General features: G+C 62.6%; 10 protein-coding genes. 5 read left to right on the top strand and 5 right to left on the bottom strand.

Annotated elements, in window-relative coordinates; translation table 11 throughout:
* Positions 1-29: 29 nt before the first annotated feature.
* The gene (locus HGO92_RS10465) at positions 30-383 is read right to left on the bottom strand and encodes an Rv2175c family DNA-binding protein (protein WP_169994529.1); all 354 of its coding nucleotides are present in this window, start codon (positions 381-383) and stop codon (positions 30-32) included.
* A gap of 218 nt (positions 384-601) precedes the next feature.
* On the opposite strand from HGO92_RS10465, the gene HGO92_RS10460 reads away from it, so the two are divergent.
* The gene (locus HGO92_RS10460; RefSeq protein ID WP_169994527.1) at positions 602-2,158 is read left to right on the top strand and encodes a lytic transglycosylase domain-containing protein; all 1,557 of its coding nucleotides are present in this window, start codon (positions 602-604) and stop codon (positions 2,156-2,158) included.
* Between the two features lie 99 nt (positions 2,159-2,257).
* Positions 2,258-4,312: a Stk1 family PASTA domain-containing Ser/Thr kinase gene (gene pknB / locus HGO92_RS10455; RefSeq protein ID WP_346768916.1), complete on the top strand. Its 2,055-nt coding sequence runs from the start codon at positions 2,258-2,260 to the stop codon at positions 4,310-4,312.
* A 27-nt stretch (positions 4,313-4,339) separates the two neighbouring features.
* Here the strand turns inward: pknB and HGO92_RS10450 are convergent, their stop codons facing one another.
* Together HGO92_RS10450 and HGO92_RS10445 are read right to left on the bottom strand one after the other, a co-directional pair.
* A complete protein-coding gene (locus HGO92_RS10450; RefSeq protein ID WP_169994525.1) occupies positions 4,340-5,725 on the bottom strand; it encodes a class II 3-deoxy-7-phosphoheptulonate synthase in 1,386 nt (461 codons plus the stop codon).
* A gap of 103 nt (positions 5,726-5,828) precedes the next feature.
* Positions 5,829-6,785, bottom strand: coding sequence for a 1-acyl-sn-glycerol-3-phosphate acyltransferase (locus tag HGO92_RS10445; protein ID WP_169994523.1), 957 nt, complete (start codon positions 6,783-6,785; stop codon positions 5,829-5,831).
* A gap of 157 nt (positions 6,786-6,942) precedes the next feature.
* On the opposite strand from HGO92_RS10445, the gene HGO92_RS10440 reads away from it, so the two are divergent.
* The 3 genes from HGO92_RS10440 to HGO92_RS10430 all read left to right on the top strand — a co-directional run bounded on the left by HGO92_RS10440 (position 6,943) and on the right by HGO92_RS10430 (position 10,184).
* Positions 6,943-7,716 carry an alpha/beta hydrolase gene (locus HGO92_RS10440; protein ID WP_169994521.1) on the top strand — a complete coding sequence of 258 codons (774 nt, stop codon included), beginning with the start codon at positions 6,943-6,945 and terminating at the stop codon, positions 7,714-7,716.
* Entirely contained in the window at positions 7,709-8,194 is a 486-nt protein-coding gene (locus HGO92_RS10435) for a hypothetical protein (RefSeq protein ID WP_169994519.1), read from the top strand. The genes HGO92_RS10440 and HGO92_RS10435 overlap by 8 nt, the downstream gene beginning before the upstream one ends.
* 175 nt (positions 8,195-8,369) lie before the next feature.
* Positions 8,370-10,184, top strand: coding sequence for an AMP-dependent synthetase/ligase (locus HGO92_RS10430; RefSeq protein ID WP_346768915.1), 1,815 nt, complete (start codon positions 8,370-8,372; stop codon positions 10,182-10,184).
* 24 nt (positions 10,185-10,208) lie between these two features.
* Here HGO92_RS10430 and HGO92_RS10425 read toward each other — a convergent pair whose 3' ends face one another.
* Together HGO92_RS10425 and HGO92_RS10420 are read right to left on the bottom strand one after the other, a co-directional pair.
* Positions 10,209-11,624, bottom strand: a complete 1,416-nt coding sequence (locus HGO92_RS10425; RefSeq protein WP_169994517.1) for a mycothione reductase — start codon at positions 11,622-11,624, stop codon at positions 10,209-10,211.
* 18 nt (positions 11,625-11,642) lie between these two features.
* Complete coding sequence (locus tag HGO92_RS10420) at positions 11,643-15,068, bottom strand: pyruvate carboxylase (protein ID WP_169994515.1); 3,426 nt, start codon at positions 15,066-15,068, stop codon at positions 11,643-11,645.
* Positions 15,069-15,338 lie beyond the last annotated feature (270 nt).

Genomic DNA, 15,338 nt, shown 5'->3' with positions numbered 1-15,338 from the left:
AGGCCGGCCGGCGCGCCCCCAAGAGAGCCCTACCAGGCGAGGGCCTGGGCGCGGCGCCGGATCTCGGTCTTGCGGCCCTCCCGCAGCGCGTCGATCGGGCGGCCCGGGAGTGTTTCATCGGCGGTAAAGAGCCAGCGCAGTATTTCCTCGTCGCCAAAGCCTGAATCCCCGAGAACTGCAATTGTTCCCTTAAGGCTGTCAAGGATCTGGTCTTCAACAATGAATGCGGCTGGAACGGACCGGATATTCCGCTCTCCGACCCGAACAGCAATCACGGCTCCTTCATCAATAAGGCTATGGACCTTCTTGATTGACACGTCGAGACGTTCGGCCACATCGGGCAACGGCAACCATTCGGTAATTAATTCTTCGAGTTCACTCACGTAATAAGCGTGCCATGAGCGGGCCTTTCAAACCACTTCCGAACTCGACACGCCGCCCCGGATATCCGGGCTCCAAATTTCGCTTTTGTGTTATGCGGAATTAGTGTAGATTCACTCAAGTCACAAGTTTCACTTTAATAACAACTGAAACACTCGCAACTCGTTCAACAGCCTACGGGCCTACGGCATATGCCGCTGACCACTGATGAGGAATGTCCATGACTGACCAGCGCCCGTACTCCAGCAGCCGCGCCCAGGGACGGACTGCAGCCCAGCCTTCCCGCAAGCTGCTGACCGCCGCGGCCACCGCGGCGATTCCCGCCGTCGTACTTTCCTCCGCTGCTTTTGCGCTTCCGGCCCAAGCAGCGGAGCAAGCTCCCCGCATGGCACTGCAGCCCAAGCTGGCCGGCCCGGACCTCCAGGTGCTGCCGTCCAAGTTGGTTCCGGCTTCAGATGTCGCACTCCAGCTTCCGTCCACCCTGCGTCCGGCGCTGAAGCCGACTCCGTCAGCCCACACGGTCAAGTCGGGCGAGACGATCAGTGGCATCGCTGCTCGCTATGGCCTGGGAACTTCGAAAGTCCTCAGCCTCAACGGCTTGAAGCCCAGTTCGATCATCTACCCGGGCCAGAAGATCAAGCTCTCGGGCAGCGCTTCCTCCGGAACGGCCGCCACGTCATCATCGGGCTCCTCCTCGTCCTCCGGCGGCTCCTACACCGTCAAATCCGGCGACACCCTGTCCGGGATTGCCGCCCGCCACAACATGGGCCTGAGCAAGATCCTCTCGCTCAACGGACTTAGGGCCAGCTCCATCATTTACCCGGGCCAGAAGATCAAGGTCAGCGGCTCGGCTGCATCCTCGACGCCGACAGCGACGACCTCATCGACAAAGACGTCGTCGAGCTCCGGCGGGTCCTACACCGTCAAATCCGGCGACACCCTGTCCGGGATTGCCGCCCGCCACAGCATGGGCCTGAGCAAGATCCTCTCGCTCAACGGTCTCAAGGCCACTTCCACGATCTATCCGGGCCAGAAGATCAAGGTCGCCGGTTCAGCTGCCTCGGTGCAGCCCGCCACTACCTCATCGACAGCGGCCTCGGGCTCCGGCTCCTCCTACACCGTCAAGGCCGGCGATACGCTCTACGGCATTGCGATCAAGCACAACATCACGCTGAGCAAGCTTCTTCAGTCAAGCGGGCTGAAATCGACGTCGGTCATCTATCCGGGCCAGAAGATCAAGGTATCCGGTTCCGGCAGCAGTCAGGCGGAGGTCAACGCGGCAACGGCAGAACCCTTGGTGCCGAGCACCTTCCTGCATTACTCGTACCCGCAGGCTGTGGTCGCGAAGGCCAACGAGAACAAGCGGTTGCTGCTCTCCACCCCGCAGCCCAGCCAGTCGCAGATGAAGGCAATCATTGCGGACACGGCACGCAGCATGGGCGTTGATCCGGCTCTTGCGTTGGCTCATGCCTATCAGGAATCCGGCTTCCAGCAGACCGCGGTCTCCCCTGCCAACGCCATTGGCGCCATGCAGGTGATTCCGACCTCGGGCGATTGGGCTTCGGATCTGGTTGGCCGGAAACTGAACCTGCTGGATCCCTACGACAACGCCACTGCCGGCGTGGCGATCATCCGCTCGCTCGTGCGCACCAGCGACGATCTCGACGACGCGATTGCGTCGTATTACCAGGGCCAGTACTCGGTCAAGACCCACGGCATGTTCGACGACACCAAGACGTATGTGAAGGCCATTAAGGCGCACATGAAGAATTTCTAGCAGCAGTACGCGGGTGCGCCAAGGGCGTCAGCGGCAGCGGCGAGGGTCCGGATCTGTGTTGATCCGGGCCCTCGCCGCGTTAGGACTTAGGATCGAAGAGTGCAGGAACGGGTTACGGATGCAATGGTCGGCGCAACAGTGGACGGGCGATACCTGATTCTTTCGCGCCTCGCGCGCGGAGGCATGTCCACTGTCTACCTGGCCACCGACACCCGGCTGGACCGGCATGTGGCGCTGAAAATCATGTATCCGCATCTGGCCGAGGACGCCAGTTTCCTGGAACGCTTCGTTCGTGAAGCCAAGTCCGCCGCAAAGCTCTCGCACCCCCACGTGGTTGGTGTCCTGGACCAAGGGTTCGACGGTCACGTTGCCTACCTAGCGATGGAATGTGTCCCGGGACACACGTTGCGCGATGTCCTCAATGACAAGGGCGCGTTGACTCCGCGGCTGGCCCTGGCATTGCTGGATCCAGTCATCGAGGGGCTGGCGGCCGCGCATGAAGCGGATCTTGTCCATCGGGATGTGAAACCCGAGAACGTGCTGATCGCCTCCGACGGCCGGATCAAGGTCGGCGACTTCGGGCTCGCCCGCGCGGTATCCACCACCTCGAACACGGGGACCCTGATCGGAACCGTGGCGTACCTTGCGCCGGAACTGGTGACGGGGGCGCCCGCGGATGCAAGGAGCGATATCTACTCGGCAGGGATCATGCTCTTCGAGATGCTCACCGGCCGGCAGCCCTTTACCGGCGAGGTTCCCATTCATGTCGCCTTCCAGCATGTGAACTCCAGCGTGCCCGCACCGTCCACGCTGGTGCCCGGCCTGGCCACGGATCTTGATGAACTGGTGCTGTGGTGTACTTCGTCCGACCCCGAACAGCGTCCGGTCGATGCCGGCGCCCTCCTCGGCGAGCTGCGACATATCCGCACCACGCTGAGCGACACGGATCTCGATTTGCCGAAGGCGGGTACGACCGGCATTGCGGCCACGCCGGACGAACAGAGCCTTCCCAACCCGGCAGGCCCGCCGACCGAAGTCATCGGCCAGGACGAAAACCGGACCACGGTGATTGCCCCGTCGTACCAGCACACGCAGGCCTTGACCCGGCCGCAGGGTGCGGTGAATGCCGGAAACGGCCACAGGCAAGCGACGGATTCTTCCGAGGTGTCCGGTACGGCCACACCGCTGACGAAACGAGAGGCCAAAGCGCGCTCGAAGGAGCTGTCCCGGCAGGCACGGCGACCCGAGCAATCCCTGCGCAGGCATCCCCGTAGACGAGGCCTGCTCTGGGCCATCGTGCTGGGAATACTCGCGGTACTTGTCGCGACCGCTGGTTGGTTCTTCGGCCTGGGGCCGGGAGCACCGGTGGAAATTCCGGGAGTCTCAGGCAAGCCTGCCGGCGAGGCCCAGTCCATACTGCAGGATCACGGTCTGAACTTCCGGATTGAGGAAGCCTTCAACGAGGACCTCGAAGCCGGCGTGGCGATCGGAACCGATCCGCCGGCGCCGGAGCAGATCCGGCGGTTTGAGACGCTGACTCTGCTCGTCTCCAAAGGGCCCCAGCTATTCGCCGTACCCTCCGTCACCGGAATGACCGTCGAACAGGCCCAGGCCGAACTGGCCAAAGCGAATCTGGCCGCCGGCGATGTCACCGAAGCTTTCGACGAAGAGGTTCCGTCCGGCGAGGTCATCGGACAGCAACCTGCGGCCGAGGAGCAGCTGCGCCGAAACACCCCGGTGGATCTGACGGTGTCCAAGGGACCAGAGCCGTTTGCGGTACCCGATGTCACCGGATTGTCCCGGGACGAGGCAACCGCGGCTCTGGAGGATGCCGGCCTGACTGTCGATTTTGCTCCGGAGGCTCAATTCCATCGGGACATTCCCGAGGGTAAGATTGCCGCACAGAACCCGGCACAAGGCAATGTCATCCGTGGCGATACCGTGACGCTTACGCTGTCAAAGGGCCCGCGCATGGTTCACGTTCCGAATCTCGTTGGCCAGCAGGCGGACGATGCCCGGCGTCAGCTCGAGGAGCTGGGTTTCGAGGTCGAGATTAACGAGATTCTGGGCGGGTTCTTCGGCACCGTCCGAGTGCAGGATCCCGTTGACGAGTCCGTACCCGAAGGCTCCGTCATCACGCTGACCGTAGTCTAAGCGGACGGCGGAGCCTTACGGCAGGAATCAGGAGCGCTTGGACAACGCTCCCGCTACCAGGAACGCCATTTCCAGGGACTGCATGTGGTTTAGGCGCGGATCACACACCGATTCGTATCGGTCCAGGAACGCGTCCTGATCGATCGGGTCCGCACCGCCTAGGCATTCGGCAACGTCGTCGCCGGTCATCTCCATGTGCATGCCGCCCGGGAAAGTACCCAGACCCTTGTGCACCTCGAAGAAGCCGCGGACTTCATCGATGACATCGTCGAAGTTGCGGGTCTTGTAACCGTTCGGCGAGGTCACGGTGTTGCCATGCATGGGATCGGTCACCCACAGCACTTTGGCTCCGCTGGCCGTAACCTTTTCCACCAGCGGGGGAAGCTTCTCCCGGATATTACCGGCGCCCATTCTGGTGATAAAGGTCAGCCGGCCCGGCTCACGCTCCGGATCCAGTTTGTCGATCAGCCGCAGGGCGTCATCCGCCGTGGAGGTGGGGCCAAGCTTCACTCCGATGGGGTTGCGGACCCGGGACAGAAAGTCTACGTGTGCGCCGTCGATCTGACGGGTCCTCTCGCCGATCCAAAGGAAGTGGCCGGAGGTGTCGTACGGCAGCCCGGTACGGGAATCAATCCGGGTTAGGGCACGTTCGTAATCGAGGACGAGGGCTTCATGGCTGGCAAAGAACTCCACCCGCTTGAGCGCCTCGAAATCCGCACCGCACGCATCCATGAACCGCACGGCGCGGTCGATTTCGCGGGCCAGGGATTCATACCGCGAATGCGCTGGGTTGGCGGTGAAGCCCTTGTTCCAATGGTGCACCAGCCGAAGGTCGGCAAAGCCGCCCTGGGTGAAGGCACGGATCAGGTTCAGGGTAGAGGCGGACGTGTGGTAGGCGCGAACCAGCCGTGACGCGTCATGGCCGCGGGTCTCGGGGGTAAAGTCAAACCCGTTGACCATGTCGCCGCGGTAGGCGGGCAGCGTAACACCGTCCCGGGTTTCATCGTTGGACGAGCGCGGCTTTGCGAACTGTCCTGCCATCCGACCCATTTTGATCACGGGCAGGGAAGCACCGTAGGTCAGGACCACTGCCATCTGCAGGATGGTGCGCACTCGGGCACTGATCTTATCCGCAGTAGCGCCTTCGAATGTTTCGGCACAGTCGCCGCCCTGCAAGAGGAACGCCCTGCCTTCGGCGGCTTCGGCCAGCCGTCCGCGCAGTACATCGACTTCCCCGGCAAATACCAGCGGCGGAAGGGTGGACAGTTCCGTTAGAGAAGACTCGTACACCTTGCTGTCCTGCCAGGTCGGCTGCTGGACAACAGGCAGATCGCGCCAAGCATCCAGGCCAGGATATTCGGCGGCACCGGGCTGCGGAGTGGATACAGGGGCAGATGCACTAAGTTCAGTCACACATCAATGCTAGACCCCTTGAACTCTCGTTTCTGCCCCGCCGTAATGCGTGCGGCCGAATGAGTCACATAGACCGCGTTATTCCCCCTTGGCTCGGCCCGGCTCAGGCGCCGGGATTGTGCGGTTTCCGGCCCCCGCCCGGCTGCCCGGAGTCGTCATCGCCGGCACTGTCCGTTGCGCCGGATGTTGAGGCACCGGCAACTGGCTGCGCGCTGGGCGCATGCTCTGTGTGCCCCGCGCCGGATGCCGTGGGAAGCGATTCCGGGTTACCGATGATCGTGATGGCTCCCGGTGCTTTGACAGTGCCCGGCTTCTGCAGGGCCTCGCCGACCGCGCCCACGGCTTCAGCCTTACGCTGGTCCTGCCCGGCCTTGGCGGACTTGCGTGCTGCCTGCTGCGCCTTCACCGTGTTGGCATAAACGTCAACGTATTCCTGGCCGGAGAGCCGCATGATCTCGTACATGATTTCGTCCGTGACGGAACGTTGAATGAAGCGGTCGTTCTCCAGGCCCTTGTATCTTGAAAAGTCCAACGGCTTGCCAATAATCGTTCCTACCCGTCGGATGTTCGGGATGCGACGGCCAATGGGCTGAACCTTGTCGGTACCGATCATGGCAACCGGGACGACCGGTACTCCGGTACTCAGAACCAGTTTGGCGACACCGGTTTTACCCCGGTAGAGCCGGCCATCCGGACTGCGTGTGCCCTCCGGGTAAATCCCGAGCAGTCCGCCCGCGTTCAGGACATCTGCTCCCCCGGACAACGACGACGCCGACGCGGCTCCGCCTGAGCGGTCCATCGGCAACTGGTTGGTAAGCCGGAAGAAGGCAGCCGTCATCCTGCCTTTTAGTCCACGACCGTTGAAGTACTCCGATTTCGCCAGGAACACGACCGGCCTGGGCACGGCCAGCGGCAGGAAGATCGAGTCGGAAAAGGACATGTGGTTGCTGGCCAGGATTGCAGGACCGTCTGGAATGTTATCGAGGCCCTTGATCCATGGGCGGAACAGGAGCCGGACCACCGGTCCAATGAAGATCGTCTTCATCACCCAATAGAACACGTGAGCCCTTCCAGTTGAGCCGAGCGCAGCGCCGGTCTCTTCGATTTCCGTTTGTGACTCTACTCTAGGTAATCCGCAGCCCGCACAGACTCCCCCGTCTCGACGGCAACGGCAGGACGGATAGAAGATTATAGGTACCAGATGACAACATAGTGTCATGACCACCTTGGAGCCGCCTCGGCCCTTTGCGAGCAATGGCCACGGCCCTAATTCACGGATCGGCGTGGTGCTCAGCCACGGGTTCACCGGCTCTCCCCGCAGTCTGCAAAACTGGGCCGAATATCTGGCTGGAGCGGGGTTCGCCGTGAGGTTGCCGCTGCTGCCCGGGCACGGCACGACGTGGCAGGAATTGGCCAAGACCCCATGGGAGCGCTGGTACGGCGCGATCGAGCAGGCCTATGACGAACTCGCGCGGGAACGCAGCACGGTCTTCGCCGCCGGTCTTTCCATGGGTGGAGCACTGGCCCTGAGGTTGGCGGCGTACCGTCCGGTGGCCGGCGTCGTTGCGGTCAACCCGGGACTTACTTTTGCCAACCCTGTTGCCCGGTTTGCCGGCGTGCTCAAGTACATCGTCAGGTCCACCCCCGCCATCGCAAACGACATCAGCAAGCCAGGGCAGGATGAACAGGCGTATGCCCGCACCCCGGTGGCCGCTGTGCACCAGTTGAGCCGGCTCTTCGCCGATACCACGGCCTCGCTGCCACGAGTGGGCGCTCCGGCGCTGATTTTCCGCTCTACCGTAGACCACGTCGTCCCAGAGTCCAGCACGGCACTGATACGCAGGCAGATCGGCTCCCGGCATCTGACGGTCGTAGAACTCGGCAACAGCTACCATGTCGCCACCATGGATAATGATGCTGAACAGATCTTTGATCACTCTGCCCGGTTCATCCTGGAAAATGCCGGCGAAAGGAACGCCACGAATGTCTGAGCGTGAACCGTCGCAGGACGATGCTGTCTGGCAAGATCTTGTCGCCCGCCTCGAGTCGGCCGAAGCAGCGCCGGATCCGCAGGACAAGGACACCCCAGGCCAGGACAAACCCAGGCCTGCTGACGCCGGCAATCCACCTTCGAGAGGCCTGCCTGGCGCCAACTTCGCGGCGGAAAGCCCGCCGGAAGACGCCTTACCCGTCGCGGGCCCCAGGGACTACTACGCGGCCGAGCCTGAAGACGACGAGTTCGTACCGCCCGAGCCTGCGCCGCTGGGCACGGGTGAACCTCTGCTGGTGCTGGCATGGTGCGGAGCCGTCGGCGGCCCCATAGCCTTGCTGCTCATGGCCATGTTCTGGCGCAGCGCGCCCTTTGCCGCCGTCGTCGGTTTAATCGTCATGATCATTGCGGCCGGCGCGTACCTCGTCTCGAGGCTGCCCGGCGAAAGGGACAGCGGCGACGACGGTGCGCAGGTCTGAAAACCGCAGGTGCAGCCAGGCAGGGCGCCCGAAGGGGCTGGAATCGTTGCAGCGATCAGGCGGGCGGCACTCCGTTATCGATTCGTAGGTTACCAGTGAGTACAGCAATGTGATTTAGGTTATAGGCTAAGGCGAAACCCGTTGGGGTGGTTTGCCTGATATCAAAGGAGTCTACGTGCGCGAATACAGCGTCCCTGCCATGGTGGATGTTCCCCGGAACTCGAACATCACTGATCTCGTGGTCAAGCAGGCTGCCAAAGCCTCCGACCCCGCATTGTTTTCCCGCAAGGATGCTTCCGGGACATGGCAGGACATCCATGCCACCGAATTCCTTGCCGACGTTCTATTACTCGCAAAGGGCATGGCTGCCACCGGGATTGCTCCCGGGGACCGCATCGGGATTATGGCGCGTACCCGCTATGAATGGTCCTTGGTGGACTTTGCCATCTGGTTTGCGGGCTGCGTTTCCGTGCCCATCTACGAAACGTCCTCTCCCAGCCAGGTTGCTTGGATTCTGGGCGATTCCGGTGCCGTCGGTACCTTTGTCGAAAGCGCGTCGCACGAGAACGTGGTGCGTCAAGCGGTTTCGAATGAGTCACTGGATGCAGTCAAGCACGTCTGGCAACTGGATGGCACTGGCCTGGATGCGCTCCGCGCTGCCGGTGCTGACCTTGACGATGCCGTCATCGAGGAACGCCGCGGAATCGCTGGACTGGATGACCTGGCGACCATCATCTATACCTCCGGCACCACAGGCCGGCCCAAGGGATGCGAACTGACCCATGGCAACTTCGTGGAGCTTTCGGCTAGCGGCGCCGCAGCGCTGCCGGCCGTTGCCCATGAGGGGGCCCGGACTATCATGTTCCTGCCGCTGGCCCACGTCTTCGCGCGCTTCATCTCGGTCCTGTGCGTTAGCTGCGGTGCCACAGTAGCCCATACCCCGGACGTCAAGAACCTGCTGCCGGATCTGCAGAGCTACCGTCCCAGCTTCATCCTCGCGGTACCCAGGGTCTTCGAAAAGGTTTACAACAGTTCCATGCTCAAGGCCGAGGACGGCGGCAAGGGCAAGATCTTCCACGCGGCCGCGGACACAGCGATCGCCTGGTCCAAAGCGGAGCAGGCCGGCAAAGTCCCCTTACTGCTGAACCTGAAGCACAAGCTCTTCGACAAGCTCGTCTTCCACAAAATCCGCGAGGCCATGGGCGGACGCGTCCGGTATGCGGTTTCCGGCGGCGGTCCACTGGGTGAACGGCTTGGCCACTTTTTCCATGGCATCGGACTGCTGGTCCTGGAAGGTTATGGTTTGACCGAAACCACGGCGCCCATATCCGTCAACACCCCCAGCCTCGTGAAGATCGGCACGGTAGGCGCTCCCCTGCCGGGCAATGCGGTCAAGATTGCCGACGACGGCGAGATCCTCACCAAGGGTATTTGCGTCATGCGCGGCTACTTCAACCGTCCCGACCTGACCGAGGAAACCTTCACCGACGGTTGGCTCCGCACCGGTGATATCGGCGAACTGGACGAGGACGGCTTCCTGAAAATCACCGGCCGCAAAAAGGAAATCATCGTTACCGCAGGCGGGAAGAACGTCATCCCGGCCTTGCTGGAAGACCAGATCCGTGCCGACGCCCTGGTGTCCCAGTGCGTGGTGGTCGGCGACCAGAGGCCGTTCATTTCAGCGCTCATCACTTTGGATGAAGAGGCTCTCCCCGGCTGGTTGGAACGCCACGGGATGCCAGCCGGCACTACGGTCGCCGAAGCGGCTGAACACGAAAAGGTCCGGGCTGAAATCCAGTCGCTCATTGACCATGCCAATCAGTCGGTGTCACAGGCCGAAGCCATCAAAGCCTTCAGGATAGTTCCAACGGACTTCACCGAAGCCTCGGGGCACCTGACACCGTCACTGAAGATCAAGCGCGCGCAGGTCATGCAGGACTACGCACCGATCGTGGAGGAAATCTATTCACCAGCCGGTTCCCGGCGCTAGCTAGGGCCGGGCGCCCTGCTGGCGCTAGGTGGACGGTGCGTCCGTTCCCAGCGCCAGCAGGGCATTTTCAACAACTTCGGTCAAGGCCGGGTGGATCCAGTACTGCGCGCTCGCCATGGTGTACGTGTCCAAGCCGAAGGACATCGCCTGTATCAGGGGCTGAATCAGGATAGAGGCCTCGTGGCCCATGATGTGGGCGCCGAGCAGGTGCCCTGTGGCCTTGTCGGCAATGAGCTTTACAAACCCCGTTGAGTCTTCCATCGCCCACCCGTAAGCCGTGGTTCCATACTCCTGAATGACCGTGACAATCTGGGCGCCGCTCACCTCGGCATCATGCCGCGCCTGTTCCTCAGTTAGGCCCACGCTGGCAATCTGCGGACGGGTAAAGACCGCAGACGGCACAAACCGGTGGTCGCTGCGGCGCAGGTCATCGGGGTGCTCAAGGTTGTGCGTAACCACCCGTGCTTCATGGTTGGCCACGTGCTTGAGTTGGTAGGGGCTGCTGACATCCCCCAAGGCCCAGATGCCGTCGGCTGGACTGCCGCCGGCGAGCACGCGCTGGAATTCATCAACAGCAAGCCGACCGTCTTGTTCCAAGTCGAAACCGGCAGCCTCAACATCCAGAGAATCGGCATTCGTCAGCCTTCCGGTCGCCACCAGGACGATGTCAGCGTCCACAACAGCTTCGCCGCCGTCAGTGCCGGCGAGGGTGGCCCGCACGCCTGAATCAGTCTCTTCGATTCGCGAAAGCGTCCAGCCGAGTTTCAAATTCCATTGGGCAGCAGCCGCGGCGGTGAAGCGCTCCGAAACGATCCTGTCCTCGGACTTCAGCAAGGGAGCCGACCGGTTAATTTGCGTTACTTCGCAACCAAAGCCGGAGAAAACTGCCGCGAACTCGGCAGCGATGAAACCGCCGCCGACGATGAGCACCCGTCCTGGCAGCTCATCGATCCGCATGACCGTGTCGGAGGTGTGTACTTGCGGCAGATCGATTCCGGGAACATCCGGCAGGTGGGCACGCGAACCGGCGGCGATAACGATCCGCTCGGCCTCAATGCTCTGGCCGCTTGCCGTCACCAAAGTTTTCGGGCCGGTGAACTTCGCGTATTCGGGATATAGCGTGACATTGTCCAGTTCCTCGTCACGATAGCGTCGCCCGCCTTCGGAGATGGCATCGATCCGGCCGAAGACACGGTCCCGGACCTCTTGCCAACGCACGTCCTTGACCGCCATGTCCACCCCCAGCGCAGCCGCTTCCTTGGCTGCGGAAGCCAGCTGCGCCGGGTAGACGAACATCTTGGTCGGAATGCAACCGACATTCAGGCACGTTCCGCCGAACGTCCCGCCGTCGATTATGGCCACCTTTTTGTCGTCCCAGTAGGGAGTTATCAGGGAGTTGCCGGAACCGGAGCCGATGATGGCCAAATCGAAGTAAGTCACGGACAACCAGTTTAGCCGCTACTCAATGACGAGCAGCAGGTCACCGCCCTGGACCTGCTCCACGGAGGAGATCGCCAGCCGCTTCACCGTTCCGCCAACGGGGCTGGTGATTCCTGCTTCCATCTTCATGGCTTCGATGGTGGCAATGGTATCGCCCGCCGCGATGCTGTCGCCGACCTTGGCCGTCACCGTCACGGCACCGGCGAAGGGGGCCGCAACCTGGCCAGGAACGTTCGGATCCGCCTTTTCAGCAACCTTGGCCTGGGATTCAACGCTTCTGTCCCGCACAGCCACGTTGCGCTGCTGGCCATTGAGCGTGCAGTGAACCGTCCGCATGCCCTTCTCATCGGGCTCGGAAATTGCACCGAGCGTAGCGATGAGCCGGACGCCCTTCTCCAATTCCATAACATGCTCGGTGCCGCGTTGCAGTCCGTAGAGATAGTCGCGGGTATCGAGCACAGACACGTCACCGTATGTCTCGCGGGTCGTTTCGAAGTCCTTTGTGGGACCGGCGAAGAGCAGCCGGTTCAAAGTGCTGCGCCGGGTGGCGGCATCGGCCTGGAGCGCGGCCGAGTCCTCGGCACTGATTTCGACGTCGCGGACCTTGACCTTCCGGCCCTGCAGTGCCTTCGTTCGGAAGGGTTCAGGCCAGCCGCCGGGAGGATCGCCGAGTTCGCCGGAGAGGAACCCGATGACAGAGTCCGGGATGTCGTAATTCTGCGGATTCTCGGCGAAATCGGCTGGGTCCACACCGGAGCCCACGAGCTGGAGAGCCAGGTCACCCACGACTTTCGAAGACGGAGTGACCTTAACCAGGCGGCCGAGGAGCCGGTCTGCCGCCGAGTACATGTCCTCAATGTCTTCGAACTGCTCGCCCAGCCCAAGAGCGATTGCCTGCTGGCGCAGATTGGAAAGCTGTCCGCCCGGAATCTCGTGCTGGTAAACCCGGCCGGTGGGGCCGGGCAGCCCGGACTCGAAGGGTGCGTACACGCGTCGGACCGCTTCCCAGTACGGCTCGAGCGAGCCTACGGCCGCAAGGTCCAGACCGGTGTCGCGCTCCGTATGCGCCAAGGCGGCGACCAGTGCGGAAGCCGAGGGCTGGCTGGTGGTGCCGGCCATGGCTGCGCTGGCAACATCGACGGCGTCCACGCCCGCGTCCACCGCCGCAAGCAGGGTTGCCAGTTGGCCGCCTGCCGTATCGTGCGTGTGCAGGTGAACAGGCAGATCAAAACGCTCGCGCAGCGCAGCCACCAGTTTCCGGGCTGCCGCAGGACGCAGCAAGCCGGCCATGTCCTTAATCGCGAGGATGTGCGCGCCGGCGTCGACAATGCGCTGAGCCAGGTCCAGGTAGTAATCAAGTGTGTAGAGGTCCTCCGCCGGGTCCATCAGGTCTCCGGTGTAGCAGAGGGCCACCTCCGCCACAACGGTCCCCGTCTCGCGTACGGCGCGGATGGCCGGTTCCATCTGCGAGACATCGTTCAGGGCATCAAAGATCCTGAAAATGTCGATGCCGGTTGCTGCTGCTTCCTTCACGAAGGCAGTGGTGACTTCCTCCGGGTAAGGCGTGTAGCCCACGGTGTTGCGTCCGCGTAGCAGCATCTGCAGGCAGATGTTCGGGATAGCCTTGCGCAGGGCGGCCAGCCGTTCCCACGGGTCCTCGCCGAGGAAGCGCAGGGCCACGTCGTACGTCGCGCCACCCCAGGCCTCCACGGAGAACAGCTGTGGAGTCAGGGTGGAAATGGCCGGACCTGCAGTGACCAGGTCCCTGGTGCGCACGCGGGTAGCCAGCAGCGATTGGTGGGCGTCGCGGAAGGTGGTGTCGGTGACCGCGACAGCCTGCTGCGCGCGTAGCGCCGCGGCGAACTTCTCCGGCCCGAGTTCTTGGAGCGACTGCCGGGTTCCCTTCGCCGGAATCACCGGCAGGGCGGCGGTGGATTCGAGCGCTTCGCGCGCGACCTGGGGAAGCTTGTCCACCGGGGCGGTCTTCGCCGTCAGAGCACCATTGGGCTGGTTGACCGTCACATCAGCCAGCCAGGTCAGCAGCTTCGTTCCGCGGTCGGCGGAGACACGCGCCTGGAGCAACTCCGGACGTTCGTCGATAAAGGAAGTGGCAACATTCCCGGCAATGAACTCCGGATCATCGAGGACGGCCTGCAGGAACGGAATGTTAGTGGAGACGCCGCGGATGCGGAACTCTGCCAGTGCCCGGCGCGCGCGGGCGACAGCCGTGGCGTAGTCGCGGCCGCGGCAAGTCAGCTTGACCAGCATGGAGTCGAAGTGGGGACTGATTTCGGCACCCGCATAGACAGTGCCGCCATCGAGCCGTACACCGGCGCCACCCGCAGAGCGGTAACCGGTGATTTTTCCGACGTCGGGCCTGAAGCCGTTCGAGGGGTCTTCCGTGGTGATGCGGGACTGCAGCGCGGCGCCCCTGATCATCACCGTATCCTGGCTCAAACCGATGTCCGCGAGCGTCTCGCCGGAGGCAATGCGCAGTTGCGCCTGGACCAGGTCCACATCCGTAATTTCTTCCGTAACGGTGTGCTCAACCTGGATGCGCGGGTTCATCTCGATAAACACATGCTGGCCCGCACGCTCGCCCACCGTGTCCACGAGGAACTCGACCGTACCTGCATTGGTGTAGTTCAGCGCCTCCGCGAACTTAACCGCATCCCGGTAGAGAGCCTGGCGGATGTTCTCGTCCAGGTTCGGCGCCGGAGCGATCTCCACAACCTTCTGGTGGCGGCGCTGCAGCGAGCAGTCCCGCTCGAACAAGTGCATGACGTTGCCCTCGCCGTCGGCGAGGATCTGGACCTCAATGTGCCGGGGGCGCAGCACAGCCTGTTCCAGGAACATCGTCGCATCGCCGAAGGCCGTGTCAGCCTCGCGCATGGCGGCCGAGAGAGCCTCAGGCAGTGCCTCACGGGTGTCCACACGGCGCATGCCACGGCCGCCGCCGCCGGCGACCGCCTTGACGAAGATGGGGAAGCCGATTTCATCGGCCGCTGCAAGCAGCTGATCTTTGTCGGCAGTCGGAGCAGAGGATTTCAACACCGGAATCCCGGCCTTGCGGGCAGCGTCCAAGGCATGCACCTTGTGGCCGGCAAGCTCGAGGACGTTAGCCTGCGGGCCCACGAAGGTAATTCCAGCCCCGGCGGCTGCACGGGCCAGATCCGGATTCTCGGACAGGAAGCCGTAGCCGGGGTAGATGGCGTCGCAGCCGGATTCCTTAGCAACACGGATAATCTCGTTGACGTCGAGGTACGCCCGTACCGGGTGTCCCTGCTGGCCGATCAGATATGCCTCATCGGCCTTCTGGCGGTGGATCGAATTCCGGTCCTCGTGAGGGAAAACAGCCACGGTCTTTGCGCCCAGCTCATAGGCAGCGCGGAAGGCACGGATGGCGATTTCACCACGGTTGGCCACCAGGATTTTTGAGAACATGTCGCTCCTGCGTCATTGCGATCGGTTGGGGTTGTGGTGCAAGTCTCAAGTACTGCTATTGCGCATGGCAAGCCAGTGTTGCGCACATCACGAAATGCAACCACTTGGAACGTAATGATAGCGGGAACCCGGCGTACCCGGACCACAGCCGGCGGGGCCGACAGGCGGGAAAGAGGTCGGAATCATTTATCGACGGGCAGGCAACATATGATGGTGGAGGGATTTTTGGTTCTCGGCCGGTCCCGACTGGTTCACCAGCAGCGGGCAGCC

The sequence above is a fragment of the Crystallibacter degradans genome (genome assembly GCF_012952295.1).
Lineage (GTDB): Bacteria > Actinomycetota > Actinomycetes > Actinomycetales > Micrococcaceae > Crystallibacter > Crystallibacter degradans.
The sequence above is the reverse complement of the archived record's forward strand: the minus strand, read 5'-3'. Positions and strand labels throughout refer to the sequence as shown.

Excerpts from the sequence above, each read along its gene's own strand:
- HGO92_RS10460 (WP_169994527.1), top strand. The coding sequence starts at position 602 with ATGACTGACCAGCGCCCGTACTCCAGCAGCCGCGCCCAGGGACGGACT.
- HGO92_RS10440 (WP_169994521.1), top strand. The coding sequence starts at position 6,943 with ATGACCACCTTGGAGCCGCCTCGGCCCTTTGCGAGCAATGGCCACGGC.
- HGO92_RS10435 (WP_169994519.1), top strand. The coding sequence starts at position 7,709 with ATGTCTGAGCGTGAACCGTCGCAGGACGATGCTGTCTGGCAAGATCTT.
- HGO92_RS10420 (WP_169994515.1), bottom strand. The coding sequence starts at position 15,068 with ATGTTCTCAAAAATCCTGGTGGCCAACCGTGGTGAAATCGCCATCCGT.